The organism is Streptococcus parasanguinis (assembly GCF_040908565.1).
GTDB classification, from domain to species: Bacteria; Bacillota; Bacilli; order Lactobacillales; family Streptococcaceae; genus Streptococcus; species Streptococcus parasanguinis_AC.
The window spans coordinates 58654-80841 of sequence record NZ_JBDGEA010000009.1 but is presented as its reverse complement, the minus strand read 5'-3'; the positions used below and the strand labels follow the sequence as shown (position 1 = coordinate 80841).

The 22188-nt window shown below is 41.7% G+C and carries 26 protein-coding genes and 1 pseudogene; 18 read left to right on the top strand and 9 right to left on the bottom strand.

Annotated features, from left to right (window positions below):
* The 5 genes from accB to AB5Y61_RS05985 all read left to right on the top strand — a co-directional run bounded on the left by accB (window position 1) and on the right by AB5Y61_RS05985 (window position 4022).
* Window positions 1-489, top strand: a complete 489-nt coding sequence (gene accB, locus AB5Y61_RS06005) for an acetyl-CoA carboxylase biotin carboxyl carrier protein (protein WP_368403499.1) — start codon at window positions 1-3, stop codon at window positions 487-489.
* Window positions 486-911 carry a 3-hydroxyacyl-ACP dehydratase FabZ gene (gene fabZ / locus AB5Y61_RS06000; RefSeq protein ID WP_003004019.1) on the top strand — a complete coding sequence of 142 codons (426 nt, stop codon included), beginning with the start codon at window positions 486-488 and terminating at the stop codon, window positions 909-911. The genes accB and fabZ overlap by 4 nt, the downstream gene beginning before the upstream one ends.
* A 13-nt stretch (window positions 912-924) precedes the next feature.
* Window positions 925-2289, top strand: a complete 1365-nt coding sequence (locus tag AB5Y61_RS05995) for an acetyl-CoA carboxylase biotin carboxylase subunit (protein WP_368403498.1) — start codon at window positions 925-927, stop codon at window positions 2287-2289.
* A 103-nt stretch (window positions 2290-2392) separates the two neighbouring features.
* Window positions 2393-3259 (top strand): acetyl-CoA carboxylase, carboxyltransferase subunit beta, encoded by an 867-nt coding sequence (gene accD / locus AB5Y61_RS05990; RefSeq protein WP_368403497.1) that lies wholly within the window; start codon window positions 2393-2395, stop codon window positions 3257-3259.
* Window positions 3252-4022, top strand: a complete 771-nt coding sequence (locus AB5Y61_RS05985) for an acetyl-CoA carboxylase carboxyl transferase subunit alpha (protein ID WP_368403496.1) — start codon at window positions 3252-3254, stop codon at window positions 4020-4022. Before accD ends, AB5Y61_RS05985 begins: the two co-directional genes overlap by 8 nt.
* A 42-nt stretch (window positions 4023-4064) precedes the next feature.
* On the opposite strand, the gene serS is transcribed toward AB5Y61_RS05985, so the two are convergent.
* From serS to AB5Y61_RS05950, 7 genes are all read right to left on the bottom strand, one after another.
* On the bottom strand, window positions 4065-5342 hold the full coding sequence (serS, locus tag AB5Y61_RS05980) for a serine--tRNA ligase (RefSeq protein ID WP_368403495.1): 1278 nt from the start codon (window positions 5340-5342) through the stop codon (window positions 4065-4067).
* A 217-nt stretch (window positions 5343-5559) separates the two neighbouring features.
* A complete protein-coding gene (locus AB5Y61_RS05975) occupies window positions 5560-5928 on the bottom strand; it encodes a DUF956 family protein (RefSeq protein WP_013904724.1) in 369 nt (122 codons plus the stop codon).
* Window positions 5929-6008: 80 nt separating this feature from the next.
* Entirely contained in the window at window positions 6009-6920 is a 912-nt protein-coding gene (locus tag AB5Y61_RS05970; protein ID WP_368403494.1) for a PTS system mannose/fructose/sorbose family transporter subunit IID, read from the bottom strand.
* Window positions 6921-6938: 18 nt separating this feature from the next.
* Window positions 6939-7742, bottom strand: coding sequence for a PTS mannose/fructose/sorbose transporter subunit IIC (locus AB5Y61_RS05965; protein WP_061455936.1), 804 nt, complete (start codon window positions 7740-7742; stop codon window positions 6939-6941).
* 27 nt (window positions 7743-7769) lie between these two features.
* On the bottom strand, window positions 7770-8759 hold the full coding sequence (locus AB5Y61_RS05960; protein WP_031575194.1) for a PTS sugar transporter subunit IIB: 990 nt from the start codon (window positions 8757-8759) through the stop codon (window positions 7770-7772).
* Window positions 8760-9116: 357 nt separating this feature from the next.
* The gene (gene adhP / locus AB5Y61_RS05955; RefSeq protein WP_003003874.1) at window positions 9117-10139 is read right to left on the bottom strand and encodes an alcohol dehydrogenase AdhP; all 1023 of its coding nucleotides are present in this window, start codon (window positions 10137-10139) and stop codon (window positions 9117-9119) included.
* 188 nt (window positions 10140-10327) lie between these two features.
* Complete coding sequence (locus tag AB5Y61_RS05950) at window positions 10328-11140, bottom strand: Cof-type HAD-IIB family hydrolase (RefSeq protein WP_368403493.1); 813 nt, start codon at window positions 11138-11140, stop codon at window positions 10328-10330.
* A gap of 175 nt (window positions 11141-11315) precedes the next feature.
* Between AB5Y61_RS05950 and AB5Y61_RS05945 the strand changes: the two genes are divergently transcribed.
* From AB5Y61_RS05945 to lytR, 4 genes are all read left to right on the top strand, one after another.
* A complete protein-coding gene (locus AB5Y61_RS05945; RefSeq protein WP_368403492.1) occupies window positions 11316-12737 on the top strand; it encodes an NCS2 family permease in 1422 nt (473 codons plus the stop codon).
* Window positions 12738-13119: 382 nt separating this feature from the next.
* Complete coding sequence (gene tsaE, locus AB5Y61_RS05940; RefSeq protein WP_368403491.1) at window positions 13120-13575, top strand: tRNA (adenosine(37)-N6)-threonylcarbamoyltransferase complex ATPase subunit type 1 TsaE; 456 nt, start codon at window positions 13120-13122, stop codon at window positions 13573-13575.
* Window positions 13568-14098 carry an N-acetyltransferase family protein gene (locus AB5Y61_RS05935; protein WP_368403490.1) on the top strand — a complete coding sequence of 177 codons (531 nt, stop codon included), beginning with the start codon at window positions 13568-13570 and terminating at the stop codon, window positions 14096-14098. Before tsaE ends, AB5Y61_RS05935 begins: the two co-directional genes overlap by 8 nt.
* Before the next feature lie 13 nt (window positions 14099-14111).
* Entirely contained in the window at window positions 14112-15305 is a 1194-nt protein-coding gene (lytR, locus tag AB5Y61_RS05930; RefSeq protein WP_368403489.1) for a glycopolymer--peptidoglycan transferase LytR, read from the top strand.
* A 21-nt stretch (window positions 15306-15326) separates the two neighbouring features.
* Here lytR and AB5Y61_RS05925 read toward each other — a convergent pair whose 3' ends face one another.
* Window positions 15327-15617 (bottom strand): hypothetical protein, encoded by a 291-nt coding sequence (locus AB5Y61_RS05925; protein WP_368403488.1) that lies wholly within the window; start codon window positions 15615-15617, stop codon window positions 15327-15329.
* A gap of 12 nt (window positions 15618-15629) precedes the next feature.
* Window positions 15630-16043 (bottom strand): HIT family protein, encoded by a 414-nt coding sequence (locus AB5Y61_RS05920; RefSeq protein ID WP_368403487.1) that lies wholly within the window; start codon window positions 16041-16043, stop codon window positions 15630-15632.
* 67 nt (window positions 16044-16110) lie between these two features.
* On the opposite strand from AB5Y61_RS05920, the gene AB5Y61_RS05915 reads away from it, so the two are divergent.
* The 9 genes and pseudogenes from AB5Y61_RS05915 to AB5Y61_RS10620 form a co-directional block, all read left to right on the top strand.
* On the top strand, window positions 16111-16842 hold the full coding sequence (locus AB5Y61_RS05915) for an ABC transporter ATP-binding protein (protein WP_368403486.1): 732 nt from the start codon (window positions 16111-16113) through the stop codon (window positions 16840-16842).
* Window positions 16839-17894, top strand: coding sequence for an ABC transporter permease (locus tag AB5Y61_RS05910; RefSeq protein ID WP_368403485.1), 1056 nt, complete (start codon window positions 16839-16841; stop codon window positions 17892-17894). Before AB5Y61_RS05915 ends, AB5Y61_RS05910 begins: the two co-directional genes overlap by 4 nt.
* A gap of 40 nt (window positions 17895-17934) precedes the next feature.
* On the top strand, window positions 17935-18729 hold the full coding sequence (ccrZ, locus tag AB5Y61_RS05905; protein ID WP_023920250.1) for a cell cycle regulator CcrZ: 795 nt from the start codon (window positions 17935-17937) through the stop codon (window positions 18727-18729).
* Window positions 18726-19361: a tRNA (guanosine(46)-N7)-methyltransferase TrmB gene (gene trmB, locus AB5Y61_RS05900; RefSeq protein WP_023920251.1), complete on the top strand. Its 636-nt coding sequence runs from the start codon at window positions 18726-18728 to the stop codon at window positions 19359-19361. Before ccrZ ends, trmB begins: the two co-directional genes overlap by 4 nt.
* Before the next feature lie 97 nt (window positions 19362-19458).
* Window positions 19459-19938, top strand: coding sequence for a ribosome maturation factor RimP (rimP, locus tag AB5Y61_RS05895; protein WP_315376885.1), 480 nt, complete (start codon window positions 19459-19461; stop codon window positions 19936-19938).
* A gap of 44 nt (window positions 19939-19982) precedes the next feature.
* A complete protein-coding gene (gene nusA, locus AB5Y61_RS05890) occupies window positions 19983-21125 on the top strand; it encodes a transcription termination factor NusA (protein WP_003010402.1) in 1143 nt (380 codons plus the stop codon).
* Window positions 21126-21139: 14 nt separating this feature from the next.
* Entirely contained in the window at window positions 21140-21436 is a 297-nt protein-coding gene (gene rnpM / locus AB5Y61_RS05885) for an RNase P modulator RnpM (RefSeq protein WP_003010401.1), read from the top strand.
* The gene (locus tag AB5Y61_RS05880) at window positions 21429-21728 is read left to right on the top strand and encodes a YlxQ-related RNA-binding protein (protein ID WP_003010399.1); all 300 of its coding nucleotides are present in this window, start codon (window positions 21429-21431) and stop codon (window positions 21726-21728) included. Before rnpM ends, AB5Y61_RS05880 begins: the two co-directional genes overlap by 8 nt.
* 16 nt (window positions 21729-21744) lie before the next feature.
* Window positions 21745-21868 (top strand): annotated as a pseudogene (locus tag AB5Y61_RS10620) (translation initiation factor IF-2 N-terminal domain-containing protein); the annotation flags it as partial.
* Window positions 21869-22188 lie beyond the last annotated feature (320 nt).

Genomic DNA, 22188 nt, shown 5'->3' with positions numbered 1-22188 from the left:
ATGAATATTTCTGAAATCAAAGATTTGTTGGCTCAATTTGATGCGTCAACTTTGCGTGAATTCTCCTATAAAAATAACGGGGAAGAATTGAATTTGAGTAAAAACCAAACGAGTTCAGTTGCGGCTACACCGGTAGCTCCTGCAGTTGAAGTGGTAGCAACACCTCAAACTCCTGTAGTAGCTCCTGTTGTTGAAGCACCAGCAACTCCAGCTGTAGCGGCTGAACCAGTTACTGCTCCAGCTCAAGCGGCAGAAGGTGATGTGGTTGAAAGTCCATTGGTTGGGGTAGCTTACTTGTCACCAGCTCCGGATAAACCAGCCTTTGTATCTGTAGGAGATAAGGTCACTAAGGGTCAAACACTCTTGATCATCGAAGCCATGAAAGTGATGAATGAAGTCCCAGCACCTAAAGATGGGGTAGTCACTGAAATTTTGGTAACGAATGAAGAAATGGTTGAATTTGGAAAAGGATTGGTTCGAATCAAATGACAATTGATATTAATGCTATTCGTGAGGCTTTGCCGCATCGTTACCCAATGCTTTTGGTGGATCGCGTATTGGAAACAAGCGAAGATACGATTGTTGCCATTAAGAACGTAACGATTAATGAACCATTTTTTAATGGACATTTTCCACAATATCCTGTTATGCCAGGTGTTCTTATCATGGAAGCTTTGGCACAAACAGCAGGTGTACTAGAGTTGTCAAAACCTGAAAATAAAGGGAAATTAGTCTTTTATGCAGGGATGGACAAGGTGAAGTTTAAAAAACAAGTCGTTCCTGGAGATCAATTGGTGATGACAGCTACTTTTGTCAAACGTCGTGGAACCATTGCTGTTGTTGAAGCAAAGGCAGAGGTAGACGGCAAGCTTGCAGCTTCAGGAACACTTACTTTTGCAATTGGAAATTAAGAAAGGCCTATCTATGTTTCGTAAGATCTTAATCGCCAATCGTGGTGAGATTGCGGTTCGCATTATTCGTGCGGCTCGTGAACTTGGCATCGAGACGGTTGCAGTGTATTCTACTGCTGATAAAGAAGCCTTGCATACCTTACTAGCGGATGAAGCAGTCTGTATTGGACCTGCTAAATCAACAGAATCTTATTTGAATATGAGTGCTGTCTTATCTGCAGCTGTTTTAACAGGAGCAGAAGCTATCCATCCTGGTTTTGGATTTTTAAGTGAAAACTCTAAATTTGCAACCATGTGTGAGGAAGTTGGTATTAAATTTATCGGACCTTCTGCTAAAGTCATGGATATGATGGGGGATAAGATTAATGCTCGTAAACAGATGATCAAAGCAGGAGTACCCGTTATTCCTGGATCAGATGGTGAAGTGTATACTGCTGAAGAAGCTCTCGAGATTGCAGAGCGTATTGGTTACCCTGTGATGTTGAAAGCATCTGCAGGAGGCGGTGGTAAGGGAATTCGGAAGGTTGAAAAACCAGAAGATTTGGTTGCTGCTTTTGAATCTGCTTCCTCAGAAGCTCAAGCCGCTTTTGGGAATGGTGCCATGTATATGGAGCGGGTGATTTATCCGGCACGCCACATTGAAGTACAGATTTTAGCGGATCAGCATGGACATGTCATTCACTTAGGTGAACGCGATTGTTCTCTTCAACGAAATAACCAAAAGGTTCTAGAAGAATCCCCTTCGATTGCTATTGGAAAAACGCTTCGTAATCGAATCGGTTCTGCAGCTGTTCGGGCAGCTGAATCAGTTGGGTACGAGAATGCTGGAACGATTGAATTCTTGTATGATGAAGGCAAGGGTGAGTTCTACTTTATGGAAATGAATACCCGTGTGCAAGTAGAGCATCCTGTCACAGAATTTGTAACCGGAGTTGATATCGTTAAGGAACAGATTAAAATTGCAGCTGGACAAGAATTATCCGTTACTCAAGAGGATATTGTCATTAAAGGCCATGCGATTGAATGCCGAATCAATGCAGAAAATCCTTCCTTTAACTTTGCACCAAGTCCAGGGAAGATTACCAATCTCTATCTTCCTAGTGGTGGGGTTGGTTTGCGTGTGGATTCTGCTGTGTATCCTGGTTATACGATTCCACCATACTATGATAGTATGATTGCCAAGATCATTGTCCATGGTGAAAATCGATTTGATGCACTGATGAAAATGCAGCGAGCTCTTTATGAGTTAGAAATTGATGGTGTCACTACCAATAGTCATTTCCAGTTGGATTTAATTTCAGATTCGCATGTGATTGCTGGTGATTATGACACTGCATTTTTGATGGAACAATTCCTTCCAAATTATAATAAGGAATGATGAAAAAGCCTGGACTTGTGAGGGAAGTATGAACATCATCCTCACAGATTCAGGCTTTTATAGTAAAGCTATAGATGTTGTAGCATATTTTAAGGAGTAAGTAATGGCATTATTTTCAAAAAAAGATAAATATATTCGGATCAATCCGAATAGGTCATCCTTGAGGGAACCTCAGCCAAAACCTGAAGTTCCTGATGAACTATTTTCACAATGCCCAGGTTGTAAACATACTATTTATCAAAAAGATTTAGGTAGTGAACGGGTATGCCCAAATTGTAGCTATACCTTCCGTATTTCTGCTAAAGAACGTTTGGCGCTTACAGTGGATCCAGCTAGCTTTGAAGAAATGTTTACAGGAATCGAAACAACAGATCCTTTGAACTTTCCCAATTATAAGAAGAAACTAGCAGCAGTTCGAGAAATGACAGGACTGGACGAAGCTGTCCTGACTGGAACTGCCTTGATTAAAGGGCAAAAAGTTGCTCTTGGGATCATGGATTCCAACTTTATCATGGCTTCAATGGGTTCTGTAGTAGGTGAAAAAATTACTCGTTTATTTGAATTTGCGACAAAAGAAAAATTGCCAGTTGTTCTCTTTACCGCTTCTGGTGGCGCTCGGATGCAAGAAGGAATCGTGAGTTTGATGCAAATGGCAAAAGTCTCTGCAGCTGTCCAACGTCATTCCAAGGAAAGATTGTTCTACTTGACTGTATTAACAGATCCGACAACAGGCGGGGTAACAGCTTCCTTTGCCATGGAAGGAGATATCATCATGGCAGAGAGTCAAGCTTTGGTTGGCTTTGCCGGTAGACGCGTGATTGAATCAACTGTGCGTGAAAAATTGCCAGATGATTTCCAAAAAGCAGAATTTCTACAAGAACATGGATTTGTTGACTTGATCGTGGAGAGAAGCCAAATCCGAGCAACAGTTGGACAATTATTGGCCCTTCATGGAGGTAAACATGAGTAAAATAACACAGATTATAAAAGAGGCACGTGATCAAGGAAGATTGACTGCGCTTGATTTTGCTCAAGGAATCTTTGATGATTTTATCGAATTACATGGAGATCGAAACTTCCGTGATGATGGTGCAGTGATTGGTGGGATTGGACGTTTAGGCGATCAAACGGTTACAGTCGTCGGGATCCAAAAAGGGAAGAATCTTCAGGATAATCTAAAACGTAACTTTGGGCAACCCCATCCAGAAGGTTATCGAAAAGCTTTGCGCCTCATGAAACAAGCCGAGAAGTTTGGCCGTCCAGTTGTGACCTTTATCAATACAGCGGGTGCTTATCCTGGTGTTGGTGCCGAGGAAAGAGGACAAGGGGAAGCCATTGCCCGCAACCTCATGGAAATGAGTGATTTAAAAGTTCCAATTATCGCGATTATCATCGGAGAAGGTGGCTCTGGTGGTGCCTTGGCTCTTGCTGTTGCAGATAAGGTCTGGATGTTGGAGAACTCCATCTATGCGGTCTTGAGTCCAGAAGGTTTTGCCTCTATTCTTTGGAAAGATGGAAGCCGTGCCATGGAAGCAGCAGAGTTAATGAAGATTACTTCTCACGAGTTGTTAAATATGGACATTGTCGATAAGGTGATTCCAGAGCATGGATTTTCAAATGGTGAACTACTGGCTCAAGTGAAGAAGGAATTACAAGAAGAGCTGAGAGTTTTACAGGCCTTACCTCTCGAAGATCTTCTGGAGCAACGCTACCAACGTTTTCGTAAATATTAAAAAACTGAGCTTGCAATTTGCAAGACTCAGTTTTTTTAAACTTTATTTTGGTGCGATGACTTCTGCGCCACCCATGTATGGGCGAAGGACTTCTGGGATGGTCACAGAACCATCTTCATTTTGATAGTTTTCAAGAATAGCAGCGACGGTACGTCCGACAGCCAATCCAGAACCGTTCAAGGTGTGAAGGAGTTTCACCTTGCCATCTGCTTCATCACGGTAACGGATTTGGGCACGACGGGCTTGGAAATCTTCTGTATTGGAACAGCTTGAGATTTCACGGTAAGTATTTTGTGCAGGGATCCATACTTCCAAGTCATAGGTCTTAGCAGCTGAGAAGCCCATATCTCCTGTTGAGAGAGCTACCACACGGTATGGAAGGTTCAGTTTTTGAAGGATGTTTTCAGCATTGGCTGTCATTTTCTCCAATTCTTCATATGATTCTTCAGGTTTGGCAAACTTCACCATTTCAACCTTGTGGAATTGGTGCAAACGGATCAAGCCACGAGTATCACGACCAGCAGAACCAGCTTCTGAACGGAAAGATGGGCTCATGGCTGTAAAGTAGATTGGTAGATCTTTGCCATCGATGATTTCATCACGGTAGTAGTTGGTCAGCGGAACTTCAGCTGTAGGAATCAAGACATAGTTGGTATCTTTCAATTCAAAAGTATCATCCTTAAATTTTGGATAATTTCCGGTACCAAACATAGAATCATGGTTAACCATGTAAGGTGTGATGACTTCAGTGTAACCTTCTTTTCCGTGCTCATCCAACATAAAGTTGTAGATAGCGCGTTCTAAGCGAGCTCCAAGTCCTTTGTAGAAGAGGAAACGAGCACCAGTGACTTTAGCCCCGCGTTCCCAGTCAAGGATATCAAGGTCTTCTCCTAAATCCCAGTGAGCTTTTGGTTCAAAGCCAAATTCGCGAGGTGTTCCCCAACGGCGAACCTCAACGTTGTCATCCTCATCTGCTCCAACAGGGACACTGTCAGCAGGGATGTTTGGAAGGGTAGTGGTGAATTCAGTCAATTTCGCATCGATTTCAGCCAATTCTGTATCCAATGCTTTGACCTCTGCAGAGAGAGTTTGCATGGCAGCAATCTTATCATCTGCATTTTCCTTGTTGCGCTTAGCTTGTGCGATTTCAGCAGATACAGTGTTACGCTCTGCTTTGAGATTTTCTACTTTGACTAAGATATCTCGACGTTTGGCATCGATTTCTTTCATTTCATTCAAAATAGCTGCATCTACGCCACGTGTTGCCAATTTTTTAGCAACCGCATCAAAGTCTGTACGAATCCGTTTAATATCTAACATAGCTTCTCCTTTAACAAAAAACACACCTGTTACAGTGTTGGAGTGGCAGAGCCACGGTTCCATCCAACTTCACAGGTGTGCACTTGATTCAATATTGTATTTTAACTAAACGGTAGAATTTCAATTAAGATTTCTATCTGCTCACAGCAACCGCAGACTTTCTGAAAGAGCCTCTTAACTTACTTATCCGTTTGCGTCTATTATACAAGAAAAGATCCTATTTTGCAAATAGATTTTTAATTTTAGCCGTGATGGTTTGGATCAATGTCGGAAGTTTGACAATTTTATCATTTCCTAGATGTTCCCGAGCAATCTTTAAAATTTTTCCAGAGTCTTTTGAAGCAAAGAGAAATTTTGATTCTCTGGTGTAGATTTCAAAATGGCGGCTAATTTTACGTCCGGATACATTGGCTCCGATTTGGTCGATTTCTTGCCAGGGAATTTGGATGTAGTCTTCAACATTGGCATCCGCGTAAAATTCAAAAGCGGCATTCCCAACTAAGATTTTTCCAACCTTTCCCCCCACTCCCAGGTAAGAAACTCCTGTAGTATGGAATTCAACGGTTTTATTCAATGATTGAGCCATGTGATCCTCCTGTATTGCTATTCATTCCATTATATCATAATAAAAAGAAGGCCGAAACCTTCTTTTTTGTTGATCTTTGCTTACATCAAGCCAGAAACGTGTGCCAAGACACCGATTACAAAGAGGGCGATGATGATAGTGATTGGAGATACTTTCTTCTTAAGCAACCACATACAAGCGAAAGTAAGAAGCAATCCCATCAAACCAGGAATCAATGAATCCAAGTTTTGTTGGAAAGTTGTAACTTTTTCAGGTGTTTGAGAGAGACCTGAACCAACTTGAGCGAAGGCTTCTTGGATACCCTTGTATCCTTCAGGAAGTTTATCCCAGTGGATATAAGCTTTGTCGTCTAATTTGACAGAAGAAACATTAAAGATGAATTTAATAGATACCCAACGTTCTACCAAGACAGCAAGGATGAACATCCCGAGGATAGAAGCTCCTTTGGTGATGTCTTGCAAGATCCCACCAGACATATCTTTGGTAATTTCAGAACCTGCTTTGTAGCCAAGTTCTTGCGTGTACCACAAGAAGGACATACGAATCGCATTCCATGCGATAAAGAAGATGAGTGGGCCAAGGATATTACCAGACGCAGCCAGTGATGCACCAAGGGCACCAAGGATAGGACGTACTGTAAACCAGAAGACTGGATCTCCGATACCCGCCAAAGGACCCATCATACCAATTTTAACCCCTTGGATGGCAGCATCGTCAATCGCAGCACCGTTTGCTCTTTCTTCTTCAAGAGCAAGTGTTACCCCGATGATAGGAGCAGCAACGTATGGGTGAGTGTTAAAGAATTCCATGTGACGTTCAAGAGCAGCCGCTTGGTCTTCTTTCTTTGTGTAGAGTTTTTTGATAGCTGGGATCAGTGAGTATGCCCAACCCAAGTTTTGCATCCGTTCATAGTTCCAAGAACCTTGCAAGAAGGTTGAACGCCACCAAACTTTTTGACGATCTGATTTAGATAATTGTAATTTTTCAGTCATGATAGTGTCACACCTTTCTTAATAGTCTTCGAGAATGTCGCCGATTGGATCGTTAGAAGTAGCGGCTCCGCCACCTCCATTGCCACCTTTCTTAGAGAGTGAAAGGTAGATTAAGGCAAGAGCAACACCGATTGCTCCAAGAGCGATCAAGGTCAATTGGCTAACGGCTGCAAGAGCAAAACCGATGGCAAAGAATGGCCATACTTCACGGCTCGCCATCATGTTGATAACCATGGCATAACCAACGGCTACAACCATACCACCACCGATTTGCATTCCATCAGAGAGCCATTTTGGCATTTGTTCAAGAGCAGTTTTGACAGTTTCAGCAGGAATCATCAACAAGAGGGCTGCAGGAATGGCGATACGAAGACCTTGAAGAAGAAGGGCCACAAAGTGAGCGCGTTCTACACCTTTGATATCCCCTTTTCTAGCAGCAGCGTCGGCAGTGTGAACCAAACCAACGGAAAGGGTACGGACGATCATGGTCAAGAAAAGGCCAGCAACTGCAAGTGGAATAGCGACACCTTGAGCGACAGCGATTCCTTTTGTACTGAAGTCTCCCCCAAGTACCATGATGATGGCAGCAGCGACAGATGCAAGGGCAGCATCGGGTGCAACTGCGGCACCAATGTTTGCCCAGCCAAGTGCAATAAATTGAAGTGAACCACCAAGCATAATGCCAGCAGTCAAATTACCTGTTACCAAACCGATTAAGGTACAAGCAACAAGGGGTTGGTGGAATTGGAATTGGTCAAGGATACCTTCAAGACCTGCTAAGAAGGCAACAACGACCACTAATACCATAGAAATAATAGACATGTTTAAAATCCTTTCGTAAGTAATCGATTATTGAACGTTAGCTTTGTTAATTAAGTCAAACAAATCTTTCTTAGAGTCATTTGGCACTTTACGGACGTCAAATTCTACTCCAAGATCACGCATTTTTTCAAATGTAGCCACGTCATCTTTATCCATTGACAACACATTGTTCACCATGGTTTTACCAGTTGAGTGGGCCATTGAACCAACGTTCAAGGTTTTAATCGGAACACCACCTTCGATGGCGCGAAGAGCATCTTGAGGTGTTTCAAATAAGATCAAAGCATGGGTATTTCCAAAACGTGGATCTTTTGCAACGTCGATCAATTTTTGAATTGGGACAACGTTTGCTTTCACACCATTTGGTGCCGCTTGCTTGATCAATTCCTTACGGAGTTCATCTTTGGCAACAGAATCTGAAGCAACAATGATCCGATCGGCTTTTGAATCAGGTGTCCAAGCAGTTGCGACTTGTCCATGAAGTAGACGAGTATCGAGACGAGCAAGGTTGATCTTGAGTTTCCCGTCACCTATCACTGTTCCTTCTGGAATAGCAGCTTGGGCTACAGGAGCGGCAGCGGCTGTACTAGCTTCTTCAACAGGATTCAATTCTTCTGGAAGAGCTTTGACACCGTCTTTTGCTTCCTTAATGATGTTTGCAGCGACTTTATCAACGCCGGCATTTGCATCCATCAAACGTTCTGTATAAGCTTGAATCAACATCGGAAGGTTTAATCCTGTAATGATCGCAAATTTACGATCTGGATTTTCTCCCATGACGCGACTTGCTTGGTTAAATGGAGAACCACTCCAAAGGTCAGCCAAAACCAAGACTTCATCTTCTGCATCAAATGCGGCAACAGCTGCATTAAATTTAGCATAGAGATCATCCGGGCCTTCACTTGGCATGAACGTAACCACTTGAACTTTCTCTTGATCCCCAAAGATCATCGAGCCGGATTGGTGGATTCCAGCTGCAAATTCACCGTGGCTAGCAATAATGATACCAATACTCATTATTGACATTCCTCCTTATAAAATTTGTTTGACTTTCAGTTTAAGAAAACTTTAAGCTTCTTCATTATAAACCGTTTTCACATTTAAGTCAATTTTTCTGTCGGTAACAGAGCATCTTTGTTATATTAATTTATCCCTATGCAACATATATTCCTATAGGCTTTGTCACTAAGTGATTCCGTAAAAACAGCGCCATCGATGCTATAGTTTGTAAGCAAAGTTAGCTTACAAGATTGTGAAAAAAACATAAATGAATCGAAAAAGTAAAATAAAAGTATAACAACCCGGGAGATGGATCGGTTGAGAGCACACAAAAAAGACCAGCCCAGTTGAGCTAGTCCTGTAGGTTCAGTTATATTAGTTTGTGAAGTCAAGTACCATACGTCCTTGAATGGTTCCAGCTTCCATTTCGTCAAAGACTTTAACAGCATCTTCTACTGGACGTTTTTGAACGACAGGAACGACCAAGCCTTCTGCACCAAATTGGAAGGCTTCTTCCAAGTCTTTACGAGTTCCTACAAGAGAACCAATGACTTGGATACCATCTAATACAGTTTTCACAATGCTGAGGTCCATCATTTCAGAAGGAAGACCAACTGCGACAACGCGGCCACCTGCACGAACAGAATCTACAGCTTGGTTGAAAGCTACTTTAGAAACAGCTGTTACGACAGCAGAGTGAGCTCCACCATTTGTTTTTTCTTTGATCAATCCTGGGACATCTTCGACTTCGCGACCGTTGATGACAAAGTCTGCACCAACTTCTTTCGCCAATTCCAGTTTATCGTTGTTGATATCGACAGCGATGACATGTGCATTGAAGACTTTCTTAGCATATTGAACAGCCAAGTTTCCTAGTCCACCAGCTCCGTAGATAACGATCCATTGTCCTGGTTCTGCTTTGGCTTCTTTGATGGCTTTGTATGTTGTAACACCTGCACAAGTGATAGAAGAAGCTTGGGCTGGATCTAATCCTTCAGGTACTTTCACTGCGTAATCTGCCGTAACGATACATTGCTCAGCCATTCCTCCGTCAACAGAATAACCAGCATTTTTTACAGTACGACAAAGAGTTTCACGACCAGTTGTACAGTATTCACAAGTTCCACATCCTTCGAAGAACCATGCGACACTGACACGATCTCCAACTTTTAGGCTCTTGACATCTGGAGCGACTTCTTTCACAATACCGATTCCTTCGTGTCCAAGAACACGGCCTGGAACTTTACCGAAGTCCCCGTGAGCAACGTGCAAGTCAGTGTGGCAGACACCACAGTATTCGATTTGAACAAGTGCTTCCCCTGTTTCAAGTGGACGCATGTCTTTGTTTGCAACGATTTCAACACCAGTACCTTCTGGATTTACAACAACAGCTTTCATTTTGTTCCTCCTTAAGTGAACGAGAAGCGATTTAGTTTTTTGAAAGCGCTTCTTTAATAACTATGTTAATAATATCACAAGTTTATCTATTGAACAATAAAAAAAATGGAAAAAAAGAGGGGTATTGATTAACCGATTAAGGATTTAGCGTAGAAAAGACATGAGGGGATAGCTCATGTCTGTTTGTATTATAAGAATAATTGAATGAGTTGGCGCGCGACACCGTCTTCGTTATTCGTGAAATCTGTGACGGAGTCTGCATAAGGGAGAAGGACGGAGCTAGCATTTTTCATGGCGTATCCATGACCAGCAAGAGCTAGCATCTCAGTATCATTGTGCTCATCTCCAAAGGCAATCAAATCTTTCTGATCCATATTGAGTTTATCTAGAAGGTAGGTCAGAGCAGATGCTTTGGTCACATTTTTGGGATTGCATTCCAGAATATTTAGGGGACCACCCCAAGTATTGATAGACAGATTGTAGTCATAATGCCGATTCATTTCATCTGCCAGAGCATATTTGTCTTCCGCTTTCGTTTGAAAGAGGATACAGTTTGGGTCGCTCGTTACCCGCTCTGGATTGAATTGATTTTCTGGTTGGAAAGCCTCAATACCGAATAATTTAGGGTCCGCAACGTGCTCATTTGGATCGGTAATAAAGAATTTATTGCGGTATTCACCTGCTATAAAGTCCGCTTGGATGGTGTCTCGGTTAGCGACCATATCTAGCAGGTATTTTTTATCTAAAGTCAAACATTGTTCATCCACCCATTTTTTCTCGGGGAGATGCGTAAGGGAGCCGTTAAAATTGATCATCGGAGTATTGAGCTCTAGTTGTTTGTAGTAGGTATGTGCCATACGGTAGGGGCGGCCTGTTGTAATAATGACTTTATGGCCAAGAGCACTAATTTTTTTAATCGTATCAATGGTAAAGTCGCTCAATTTGCTATCGGAATTCAAGAGAGTGCCGTCTAGATCTAGAGCGATCATCTTTTTATGCATATTTCAGTTCCTTTCGAGAAGAATGAGACCATTATATCAGAAAAATCGGAAAAGCGCTCAAAAATCGAGAAGAGAAGTAGGATTTCTTGAAAGGCGAAAGATCTTTTGGTAAAATAGAAATAACGTTCGCAAATTGATTGGGAGCGAGAATGATGAAAAAGGAGTTTATTCTGAAATGGATAAGTTTTTTAAACTTTCAGAACATGGAACCACTGTTCGAACAGAGGTTCTTGCTGGTTTGACAACCTTTTTTGCGATGAGTTATATCCTCTTCGTAAACCCTCAAATGTTGTCACAAACAGGTATGCCAGCTCAAGGGGTCTTCCTTGCAACGATTATTGGATCCGTTGTCGGAACCTTGATGATGGCTTTTTATGCCAATTTACCTTATGCACAAGCACCTGGGATGGGCTTGAATGCCTTCTTTACCTTTACCGTTGTATTTGGTATGGGCTACTCATGGCAGGAAGCTTTGGGAATGGTCTTCATTTGTGGTGTGATCTCATTGATTATCACATTGACAAATGTTCGGAAGATGATCATCGAATCGATTCCGACCGCTCTTCGCTCTGCTATTTCAGCTGGGATCGGGATTTTCTTGGCCTATGTTGGAATTAAGAATGCAGGATTTTTGAAATTTACGATTGACCCTCATAACTATACAGTGATCGGAGAAGGAGCAGATAAGGCGAATGCAACGATCTCAGCCAATGCATCTGCTGTTCCTGGATTGGTTGATTTTAACAATCCGGCTGTCCTCTTGGCTCTTGTTGGTCTTGCGATTACTATTTTCTTTGTTGTCAAAGGGATTAAGGGAGGGATTATCCTTTCTATCTTAGCAACGACTGTGCTTGGAATTCTCATCCATGTGGTTGATATCACTAAAATCGACTTTGCAAGTAATCATCTAGGAGCTGCCTTTAATGATTTAGGCAAGATCTTTGGTCAAGCTTTGGGATCAAAAGGATTGGGTTCTTTGATTTCCAATACGTCTCGTTTGCCTGAGACCTTGATGGCCATCTTAGCCTTCTCCTTGACGGATATTTTTGATACAATTGGAACTTTAATCGGTACGGGTGAAAAAGTTGGGATTGTTGCGACAAATGGGGAAAACCATCAATCAGCGAAATTAGATAAGGCCCTCTATTCAGACCTTGTAGCGACTTCAGTCGGAGCTATTGCAGGAACTTCAAACGTAACGACGTATGTTGAATCTGCAGCTGGTATTGGAGCTGGTGGACGCACTGGTCTGACAGCCTTGGTTGTTGCGATCTGTTTTGCTATTTCAAGTCTCTTTAGTCCTTTGTTGGCGATTGTACCGACCGCTGCTACAGCCCCAATTTTGATTGTTGTTGGGATTATGATGTTGAGTGGCTTGAAAAATATCCATTGGGAAGATATGTCAGAAGCCGTTCCTGCCTTCTTCACTTCTATCTTTATGGGCTTCAGCTACTCAATTACTCAAGGGATCGCTGCTGGATTTATCACCTATAGCTTGGTGAAAGTGGTTAAAGGACAAGCCAAAGAAGTGCACAGCATGATTTGGATCTTAGATGTTCTCTTTATTTTAAACTACGTTAGCATGGCCTTGAATTAGTTATCAGGGAAATATTTAAAAAGGAATGGGAGTGGTTTCCCATTCCTTTCAGATTGAAGATAAAGTTATACCAAAAACATTCCTTAGGTGAGTACGGCCGTCAGCGAACTTCTTTGAAGTTCCATGACTAATTATTGAGCCTAAGGTCTCAATAATTCCGAGTGCCTGAAACGTTATTGTTTCAGGCACTTTTCTCACAGCAGAAAGTTTCAGTATTTTCTTAAATCGATTTAAAAATTGGAACTCAAATTTATTTTTTTTGCAGAATCACTTAACTTATTTTACTTTAAAATAGTTTGACTATCTATCTAAAAAGCAAACCTGAGTGGAACAATTGCTAAAAGAAAGAGCAGATTTTTAAAAAGTTTGGTATAATAGAAAAATGATTAGTCACAATGAAATGGAGCTGATCGCTCTAGGAAAACAGCTAGGAAAACTCTTAGAAAAGCAAGACGTAATCATCTTATCAGGTGATCTAGGGGCAGGGAAAACGACCTTTACAAAGGGAATTGCAAAGGGGTTAGGGATTGATCAGATGATTAAAAGCCCGACCTATACCATTGTTCGTGAATACGAAGGCCGCTTGCCTTTATACCATTTGGATGTTTACCGGATTGGGAATGATCCAGATTCGATTGATTTAGATGATTTTCTATTTGGAGATGGTGCTACCATTATTGAATGGGGAGAGCTGATTGAGCCGAGTCTCTCGGATGCTTATCTAAAAATTTTTATCCGAAAATTGGAAGATGGGCGAGAGTTGGCGTTTGAGGCTCATGGAGCGCGTGCAGAAACTTTACTAGCATCCTTTGAGCAGGTGGAAAAAACCAATGACTAAGGAAAAGGAAGTGACATTAGAAATTCGGCAAGCTGAAAGTGCAGACGCGGCTCTTGTCGTTGATTTCTTAAATCAAGTTGGGAAAGAGTCAGATTATATGACGCTAGATGAAGCTGGGATAGGCATGTCTCCAGCAGACATGGAGCATTTTCTAATGGTGCAAGAGATGGCGGATAACCGGATTTGCCTCTTGTTATTTCTAGATCAGGAACTGGCAGCTTTGTTAAATATCACTGCGGCTTCTCAACGGTCTGTTCAGCATATTGGAGATGTCTTTATTGTGGTTCAAAAAGCTTATTGGAATCAAGGACTTGGACAGATCTTGTTGGAAGAAGGAATCGAGTGGGCGTACTCGACCGGTGTTCTTAGGAAACTAGTCTTGAATGTCCAAGTGCGCAATGAACGAGCGGTTCACCTGTATAAAAAGTTAGGTTTTGAGATTGAAGGTTGCCAAGCTCGTGGAGCTTGTTCAGCTGAAGGAGAATTCTTAGATGTTTACCTTATGGGGAAACTGATAGATTAGAGAGAGAGTCTACATGGTTAAAAAAATTATTTTGATGTTTTTGAGCTTATTGACGGTAACAGTGATTGGGATCGGGGCCTATGGTCTTACCATCCTCAATCAAACAACAGGGACCCTCAGTAAGACCTATAAGGGCTTTGGGAATGAGACCAATGTCATCGCAGAAAACAAGCCGATGACCATTCTTTTGATGGGGGTTGATACAGGTAGTGGTTCTCGGGAAGATCCTTGGGCCGGAAATAGTGATACCATGATTTTGGTGACTGTTAATCCTCAAACAAAAGAAACAACCATGACGAGTTTGGAAAGAGATATTTTAACCAATATTACTTCAGATGGCGAAACAGTCCAAGCAAAATTGAATTCGGCATATGCTCAAGGCGGTGCCAAGTTAGCCATTAAGACCATTCAAGATCTTTTGAATATCCATATTGACCGCTATGTCATGATCAATATGAAGGGATTGGTTCAATTAGTGGATAAGGTTGGTGGCATCACGGTAAACAATCCATTTAACTTCGATATCTCGATCGAGGAAAATGAGCCAGAATATACGGCTAAGATCGCACCAGGACGCCAAGAGATCAACGGGGAACAGGCTCTCGTCTATTCTCGGATGCGTTATCAGGACCCAGAAGGAGACTATGGCCGTCAAAAACGTCAACGGGAAGTGATCAAAAAGATTGTTGAAAAAGTCTTAAGCCTCAATAGTTTGAGCCATTATAAAGGAATCATTGAGTCTGTTAGTGACAATATGCAAACCAACATTTCACTTGACAGTAACAGCCTTCTTCAATTGCTCGGCTATAAAGATGCCCTTTCAACGATTCATCAGTACCAGTTGAAAGGAGAAGATGCCACCTTAGCAGATGGAGGAAGTTATCAAATTGTCACTTCAAAACATATCTTGAAAATTCAAAATATCATCCGTAAAGCTTTAGGTTTGAAAGAAATTAAAACATTGAAAACCAATGCTTATCTATTGGATGGAGATGAAGATTTGAAGAATGCTTCTTCTCAAAATGATACGCCAGTGGCATCATCTGAGGAAGCACCTGTTTACCAAGAGTTTAACCAACTGCCAGTTGCACCATCGACTCAGGATACGGGAGTGGTGACACCTCAAAGTTCTGTCGCACCAGTAACGCCAGTTGCCCCTGCAGTTACAGAGTCGAGCAGTGTGACACCTACGGTACCTTCAGAATAAGGAAAAAACGATTGAGTTTTCTCAATCGTTTTTACTTGGTTGCCAGATGTCTTGAATTTCTTTTAGAGAGGCTGTTGCTTGTTGACTAAATAGTTTGGTCTTGTATTGGAAATCCGTTACCAATTCTTGAAGATTGGTCTTTTGGTCTTGGATAATATCCAGATTGCGTTGGATTTTTGCTAGGTTATCTTGAATTCCCTTAACCAATTGGCTGGATTCAGTCACCTCTGTTTTGATTGCTTTACGGTTTTTAACAAATTGGTAGCTAATACTAGCCCCGGTTGCAAACCAAAATAAATTTTTTAGTGTCATATGGTCTCCTCTTTAGCTGTTTTGAATGGTTTCTGCGAGCACTGCTAGTTGTTCAAAATCAGGTTCGTGTTCAGTGAATGAAATAGCCAGTTCATCTTGATCGGAATAGCGAGGGATAATATGGATATGGGTGTGGAACACAGTCTGTCCAGAAACTTCTTCCATGTTGCTGATGATATTCATTCCCTTGGCTTGGGTAGCAGCCTCTACTTTTTTTGCAACTTTAGAGACACGTGCAAATAATTGAGCAGTGGCGGTTTCGTCCATTTCTAAGAGGTTACGAGCGTGTTTTTTTGGAACCACTAACGTATGACCAGGTGTAACCTGAGAGATATCCAAAAATGCGAGGACTACCTCGTCCTCATAGACTTTGGATGAAGGAATGTCGCCAGCTATAATCTTACAAAAAATACAATCGTCAACCATAAATACACCTCATTTAGACTAAATTTTGTTATAATATAAGAACATTATACCAGAAATCGGAGAAAATATGTTAGAAATCAACAAGTTGACAGGGGGCTATGTCAACATCCCTGTCCTGAAAGAGGTGAGTTTTTCAGTTCCGGATGGCCAACTGATTGGTTTGATTGGACTAAATGGAGCTGGGAAGTCAACCACGATTAATGAAATTATTGGTCTCCTGCATCCTTATGCTGGGGAAGTACGGATTGATGGACTTAGTCTGCCAGAAGCTCCGACTGAATATCGTAAGAAAATCGGCTATATTCCAGAAACACCAAGCCTTTATGAAGAATTAACCTTGAGAGAGCATATTGAAACCGTAGCTTTGGCTTATGACTTAGATGTAGAGCAAGTCTTGGTACGCGTCCAGCCTTTGTTGGAACGCTTCCGTTTGGCTGAAAAATTAGATTGGTTCCCGACCCAGTTTTCAAAGGGGATGAAGCAGAAGGTTATGATTATTTGCGCCTATGCAGTGGATCCAAGCCTTTATATTGTCGATGAACCCTTTCTAGGATTAGATCCTGTTGCGATTGCAGATTTGATTCAGTTATTGGCAGATGAGAAGGCAAAAGGAAAATCGATTTTGATGAGTACCCACGTTCTGGACTCAGCTGAAAAGATGTGTGATGGTTTTGTGATCCTCCATAAGGGTCAGGTCCGAGCACAAGGGACCTTGGACGAGTTGCGTTCAACTTTTGGGGATGAGAAAGCAAGTCTAAATGATATCTACATGACCTTGACAGAAGAGGAAACAGCATGAAAGAGTTGATGAAAAAACGGCAACAAACGTTTCGAACTCAATGTGTAAAATATAGCCGCTATGTTCTCAATGATCATTTCGTCCTCTTTATGTTGATTTTCATAGGATTTTTGGCGGTTCAATACAGCCAATTCTTACAAGATCTCCCCAAAGATACAAGCCTGATCCGCTGGAGTCTCATGATTGGTTTGCTCCTCTTGGTTCCGATAGGCTCTATTGCGACCTACTTAGAGAAGCCCGATGCTTTATTCCTTTTGGTAAAGGAAGAGGAAGTGAAACGTTATATCAAAGGGCAGGCCAAGAAGTCTTTTGTGTTTTGGTTTTTGATTCAAAGTTTTGTCCTTTTATTATTTGTGCCTCTTCTTCTGGCAACGGGGCTGGATAAACTTACTATTGTAGCTTATATCCTTGTCTTAGGGGTGGCTAAAGGGGCTGTTTTTAGCTGGAAGGAAGCGCGCTTCTACCAGGATGGAAATTTGAATTGGACCTTGGCCATTGCTCGTGAGAATGCAAGGAAACAATTGATCCTTCGTTTCTTTGCCTTGTTTACAACGGTAAAAGGTATTACTAACAGTGTCAAAAGAAGAGCCTACTTGGATGGTTTCTTAGGGCTTCTTCCCAAAACACATGGGAATACGTGGCTTCACTTATATATGCGCTCCTTCCTACGGAATGGAGATCTTTTCTCTATGACTCTCCGACTCTTGGCTCTTTCCATTCTCGCTATGGTCTTTATCCCCCAAACTCTAGTGGTGATCGTTCTTGTAGCCTTGCTCAATTATTTGATCATTTTTCAATTGTTGGGACTTTATAGCGCTTTTGATTACCAACCGTTGACCCTTCTTTTTCCAATGGAAAAAGGAAGTAAAAAGGCAGGATTGAACAAAACGCTTCGCTTGTTAATGGGGGTTGTAACAGTGATAGAAGGGGCGATTGGGCTGGTCTTTATGTCAGATAAAGTCTTGCTGCTGGGCTTATTAGCTTATACACTTGCATTAACCCTGCTCTACCTTCCATTTAAGATGGCGCGCTTGGTTGACGAAAGTCGTTAAAATTAGTAAAATAGATTGGAAACTTTTTACGGAGGAAAAGATGGACTCGAATGAAAAAGAGCTAAGCCTCACCCCAATTCCTGGGAAGAGTGGGAAGGCCTACATGGGGACCTACCCAGATGGTGGGCGCGTTTTTGTAAAAATGAATACGACCCCAATCCTTGCGGGTCTAGCAAAAGAACAGATTGCTCCTCAATTATTATGGAGTCGACGATTGCCAGATGGAAATGTGATGAGTGCCCAAGAATGGTTGAATGGGGAAATTCTCACGCCAAATGGGATGTCAAAAAAACAAGTGGTCAATATTTTAACGAGATTGCACCGTTCTAGACCTTTGATGACCCAATTGAAAAAACTTGGCTATCCTGTGGAATCTCCATTAGAATTGCTCAATTCTTGGAGCAACCGGTTGCCAATTGCCCTACGTCAGAACCACTACATCCAATCAGTCGTAAAGAATTTACGTAAGACAGTGCCTGCCTTTCGGGAGGATTATGCGACGATCGTCCACGGGGATGTCCGTCATAGTAACTGGATTGAGACAGAGAGCGGCTTGATTTATCTAGTCGATTGGGACTCTGTTCGTTTGACAGACCGGATGTTGGATGTGGCGCATATCTTGAGTCACTATATTCCAGATTCCAATTGGCGCGACTGGTTAGGTTATTATGGTTACAAGTACAATCAAAAGGTGTTTGATAAACTCTATTGGTTTGGTCAATACTCCTTCTTGTGGCAAATTGCTAAATACTATGAAAATAATGATTTAGAAAATGTCAATCGCGAGATCTATGCTCTGCGCAATTTCCGGTTGAAATATGGAAAGGAAATATGAGAGTTAGAAATCGCAAAGGAGCGACAGAATTACTAGAAGCGAATCCACAATATGTGGTCCTAAATCCAGAAGATGCTAAGGGAAAATGGCATGGGATTTTCGGAAATGACCACCCCATCCATATTGAAGTGGGAAGTGGAAAAGGGGCCTTTATTACTGGGATGGCTAAGGCCAATCCAGAGATCAACTACATCGGAATTGATATTCAAAAATCGGTTTTAAGTTATGCTTTAGATAAGGTCTTAGAAGCTGATGTTCCTAATATTAAATTACTGTGGGTAGATGGGGATAGCTTGACTAACTATTTTGAAGACGGAGAAATTGATCAGCTCTATCTGAATTTTTCAGATCCATGGCCAAAGAAACGTCATGAGAAGCGTCGCTTGACTTACAAGACCTTCCTAGACACCTTCAAGCAAATTCTTCCAGAACATGGGGAGATTCACTTTAAAACAGACAACCGAGGTTTGTTTGAATACAGTTTGGTGAGTTTTTCGCAATATGGAATGACTTTGAAGGGAGTCTGGTTAGACCTTCATGCTAGTGACTTTGAGGGCAATGTCATGACAGAATATGAGAAGAAGTTCTCAAGTAAAGGCCAGGTCATTTACCGTGTAGAAGCACAGTTTTAGCATATTCCTTGCAATCATTGGGGAATCGTGCTATAATACATTAAATGAATAGAAAAGGAGAGGCGGGGAAATATCTTCGCCTCTTATCTATGAGGAGGTGGCAACCATCGCAACGATTGTTGACTTAGTAACAGAAGTGATTCAGCCAGCTATAAAGGAACCATTTGAATTGGTTGATGTTGAATATGGCAAAATGGGTGGTGACTACGTCTTAAGCATTTTCGTAGACAAACCAGAAGGAATCACACTGAATGATACAGCGGATTTGACAGAAATCATCAGTCCGCTATTGGATCAAATCAAACCAGACCCATTTCCAGAACAGTACTTTTTAGAAGTCACCAGTCCTGGCTTGGAGAGACCTTTGAAAACCAAGGAAGCACTCGAGGGAGCTGTTGGTAAGTACGTCAATATCAGCTTGTACAAGGCTATAGAAAAGCAAAAGGTCTTTGAGGGGAACCTGGTAGGTTTTGAAGAGGATGTTTTGACCATTGAGTATATGGATAAAACACGAAAGAAAACAGTGGATATTCCTTATAACCTTGTGTCCAAAGCAAGGTTGGCTGTAAAATTGTAACAGAATGAAAGAAAGGATGCCTTTATAGAAGAGGCAAGAAAAACATGAGTAAAGAAATGCTAGAAGCCTTCCGCATTTTGGAAGAAGACAAAGGGATCAAAAAAGAAGATATCATCGAAGCTGTCACAGAATCATTGCGTTCAGCTTATCGCCGTCGTTATGGACAATCAGAAAGTGCAGCGATTGAATTCAATGAAAAAACTGGAGATTTCCGTGTTTATACAGTTCGTGAAGTGGTGGATGAAGTCTTTGATAGCCGTTTAGAAATCAGCTTGAAGGATGCCTTAGCCATTAGCTCTGCTTATGAGTTGGGTGACAAGATCAAATTTGAAGAAGCACCAGCTGAATTTGGTCGTGTAGCAGCTCAATCTGCCAAACAAACCATCATGGAAAAAATGCGTAAGCAAACGCGCACTATCACTTATAACACTTATAAAGAACATGAAAATGAAATCATGAGTGGAACGGTGGAGCGCTTTGACAATCGTTTTATCTATGTCAATCTTGGTTCGATCGAAGCTCAATTATCTAAGCAAGACCAAATTCCAGGAGAAGTCTTCCAATCCCATGATCGAATTGAAGTCTTTGTCTACAAGGTAGAAGATAATCCACGTGGTGTCAATGTCTTTGTTAGCCGGAGCCATCCTGAAATGATCAAACGTTTGATGGAACAAGAAATTCCTGAAGTTTATGATGGAACTGTTGAGATTATGAGTGTAGCGCGTGAAGCTGGAGATCGTACAAAAGTTGCGGTTCGTAGCCATAATCCAAACGTAGATGCGATTGGGACGATCGTTGGTCGTGGTGGATCGAATATTAAAAAGATTACCAGCAAGTTTCACCCAGCTCGATACGATCAAAAATTAGACCGTATGGTTCCGACAGAAGAAAATATCGATGTCATCGAGTGGGTTCCAGATCCAGCTGAATTTATCTACAATGCGATCGCTCCTGCAGAAGTGGACCAAGTTATTTTTGATGATGAAGATAGCAAACATGCTCTCGTTGTGGTTCCAGATAATAAACTATCTCTTGCCATTGGTCGTCGTGGTCAAAACGTTCGTTTGGCAGCTCATTTGACTGGATACCGCATCGATATTAAATCTGCTAGTGAGTTCGAAGAAATGGAAGCAGCTCAAGAAACTTTTGAAGACCAAGTAGAAAGTGGCGAAGAGCAAGTCGATTAAGAGAGGGAGGGAAAATGGTAAAAACAAGAAAAATCCCTTTAAGAAAATCTGTCGTTTCAAATGAAATTATTGATAAGCGCGATTTGCTCCGCATTGTCAAAAATAAAGAAGGACAAGTCTTTATCGATCCAACTGGCAAAGCCAATGGTCGAGGTGCTTACATCAAGCTAGACAATGAAGAAGCAGCACTTGCTAAGAAAAAGAAAGTTTTCAATCGTAGCTTTAATATGGAAGTGGAAGAAGCTTTCTATGATGAATTGATCGCTTATGTAGATCATAAGGTGAAGAGAAGAGAGTTAGGCCTTGAATAAGCAAAAGATAAGTAATTTGTTAGGCTTGGCGCAAAGAGCAGGAAAACTCATTTCTGGAGAAGAACTCGTGATCAAAGCAATCCAGGAAGAAAAAGCAAAATTAGTTTTTCTGGCAAATGATGCAGCTAGTAACCTGACAAAAAAGGTGACAGATAAGGGTCACTATTATGAGGTTCAAGTATCTACCGTGTTTTCAACACTAGAATTAAGCACTGCAATTGGACGTGCCCGGAAGGTCGTCGCAGTTGTAGATGCTGGATTTTCAAAGAAAATGAGGTCTCTTATGGAATAGAAGAGGAGGACAGCAATTGTCTAAGAAAAGATTATACGAAATTGCCAAAGAATTGGGCAAGGAAAGTAAGGAAGTCGTCACTCGTGCGAAAGAATTAGGTTTTGACGTCAAGAGTCATGCATCTAGTGTCGATACTGATGTTGCTGAAAAGCTGATCAAGAGCTTTGCAGCGAAAAAAGAAACAGTCGAAAAGAAAGTAGCAGAAGTGGCTGCCAAGACAACGGCTGTCGCAGAGAAAAAAGAAGCAGCGCCTGTAAAAAAAGAAGGAGCAACTGAGACAAAATCAGTAACGCCAGCTGCTAAACCAAAGAGTCGGAACTTTAAAGCGGAACGAGAAGCGCGTGCAAAAGAGCAGGCTGAACGTAGGAAACAACAAGGAAATCGACCTAAGAAACAACAAAACGACCGTCGGGACGGGGATCGTTTTCAAAATAGAAATGATCGCAAAAACCAGGGTAAT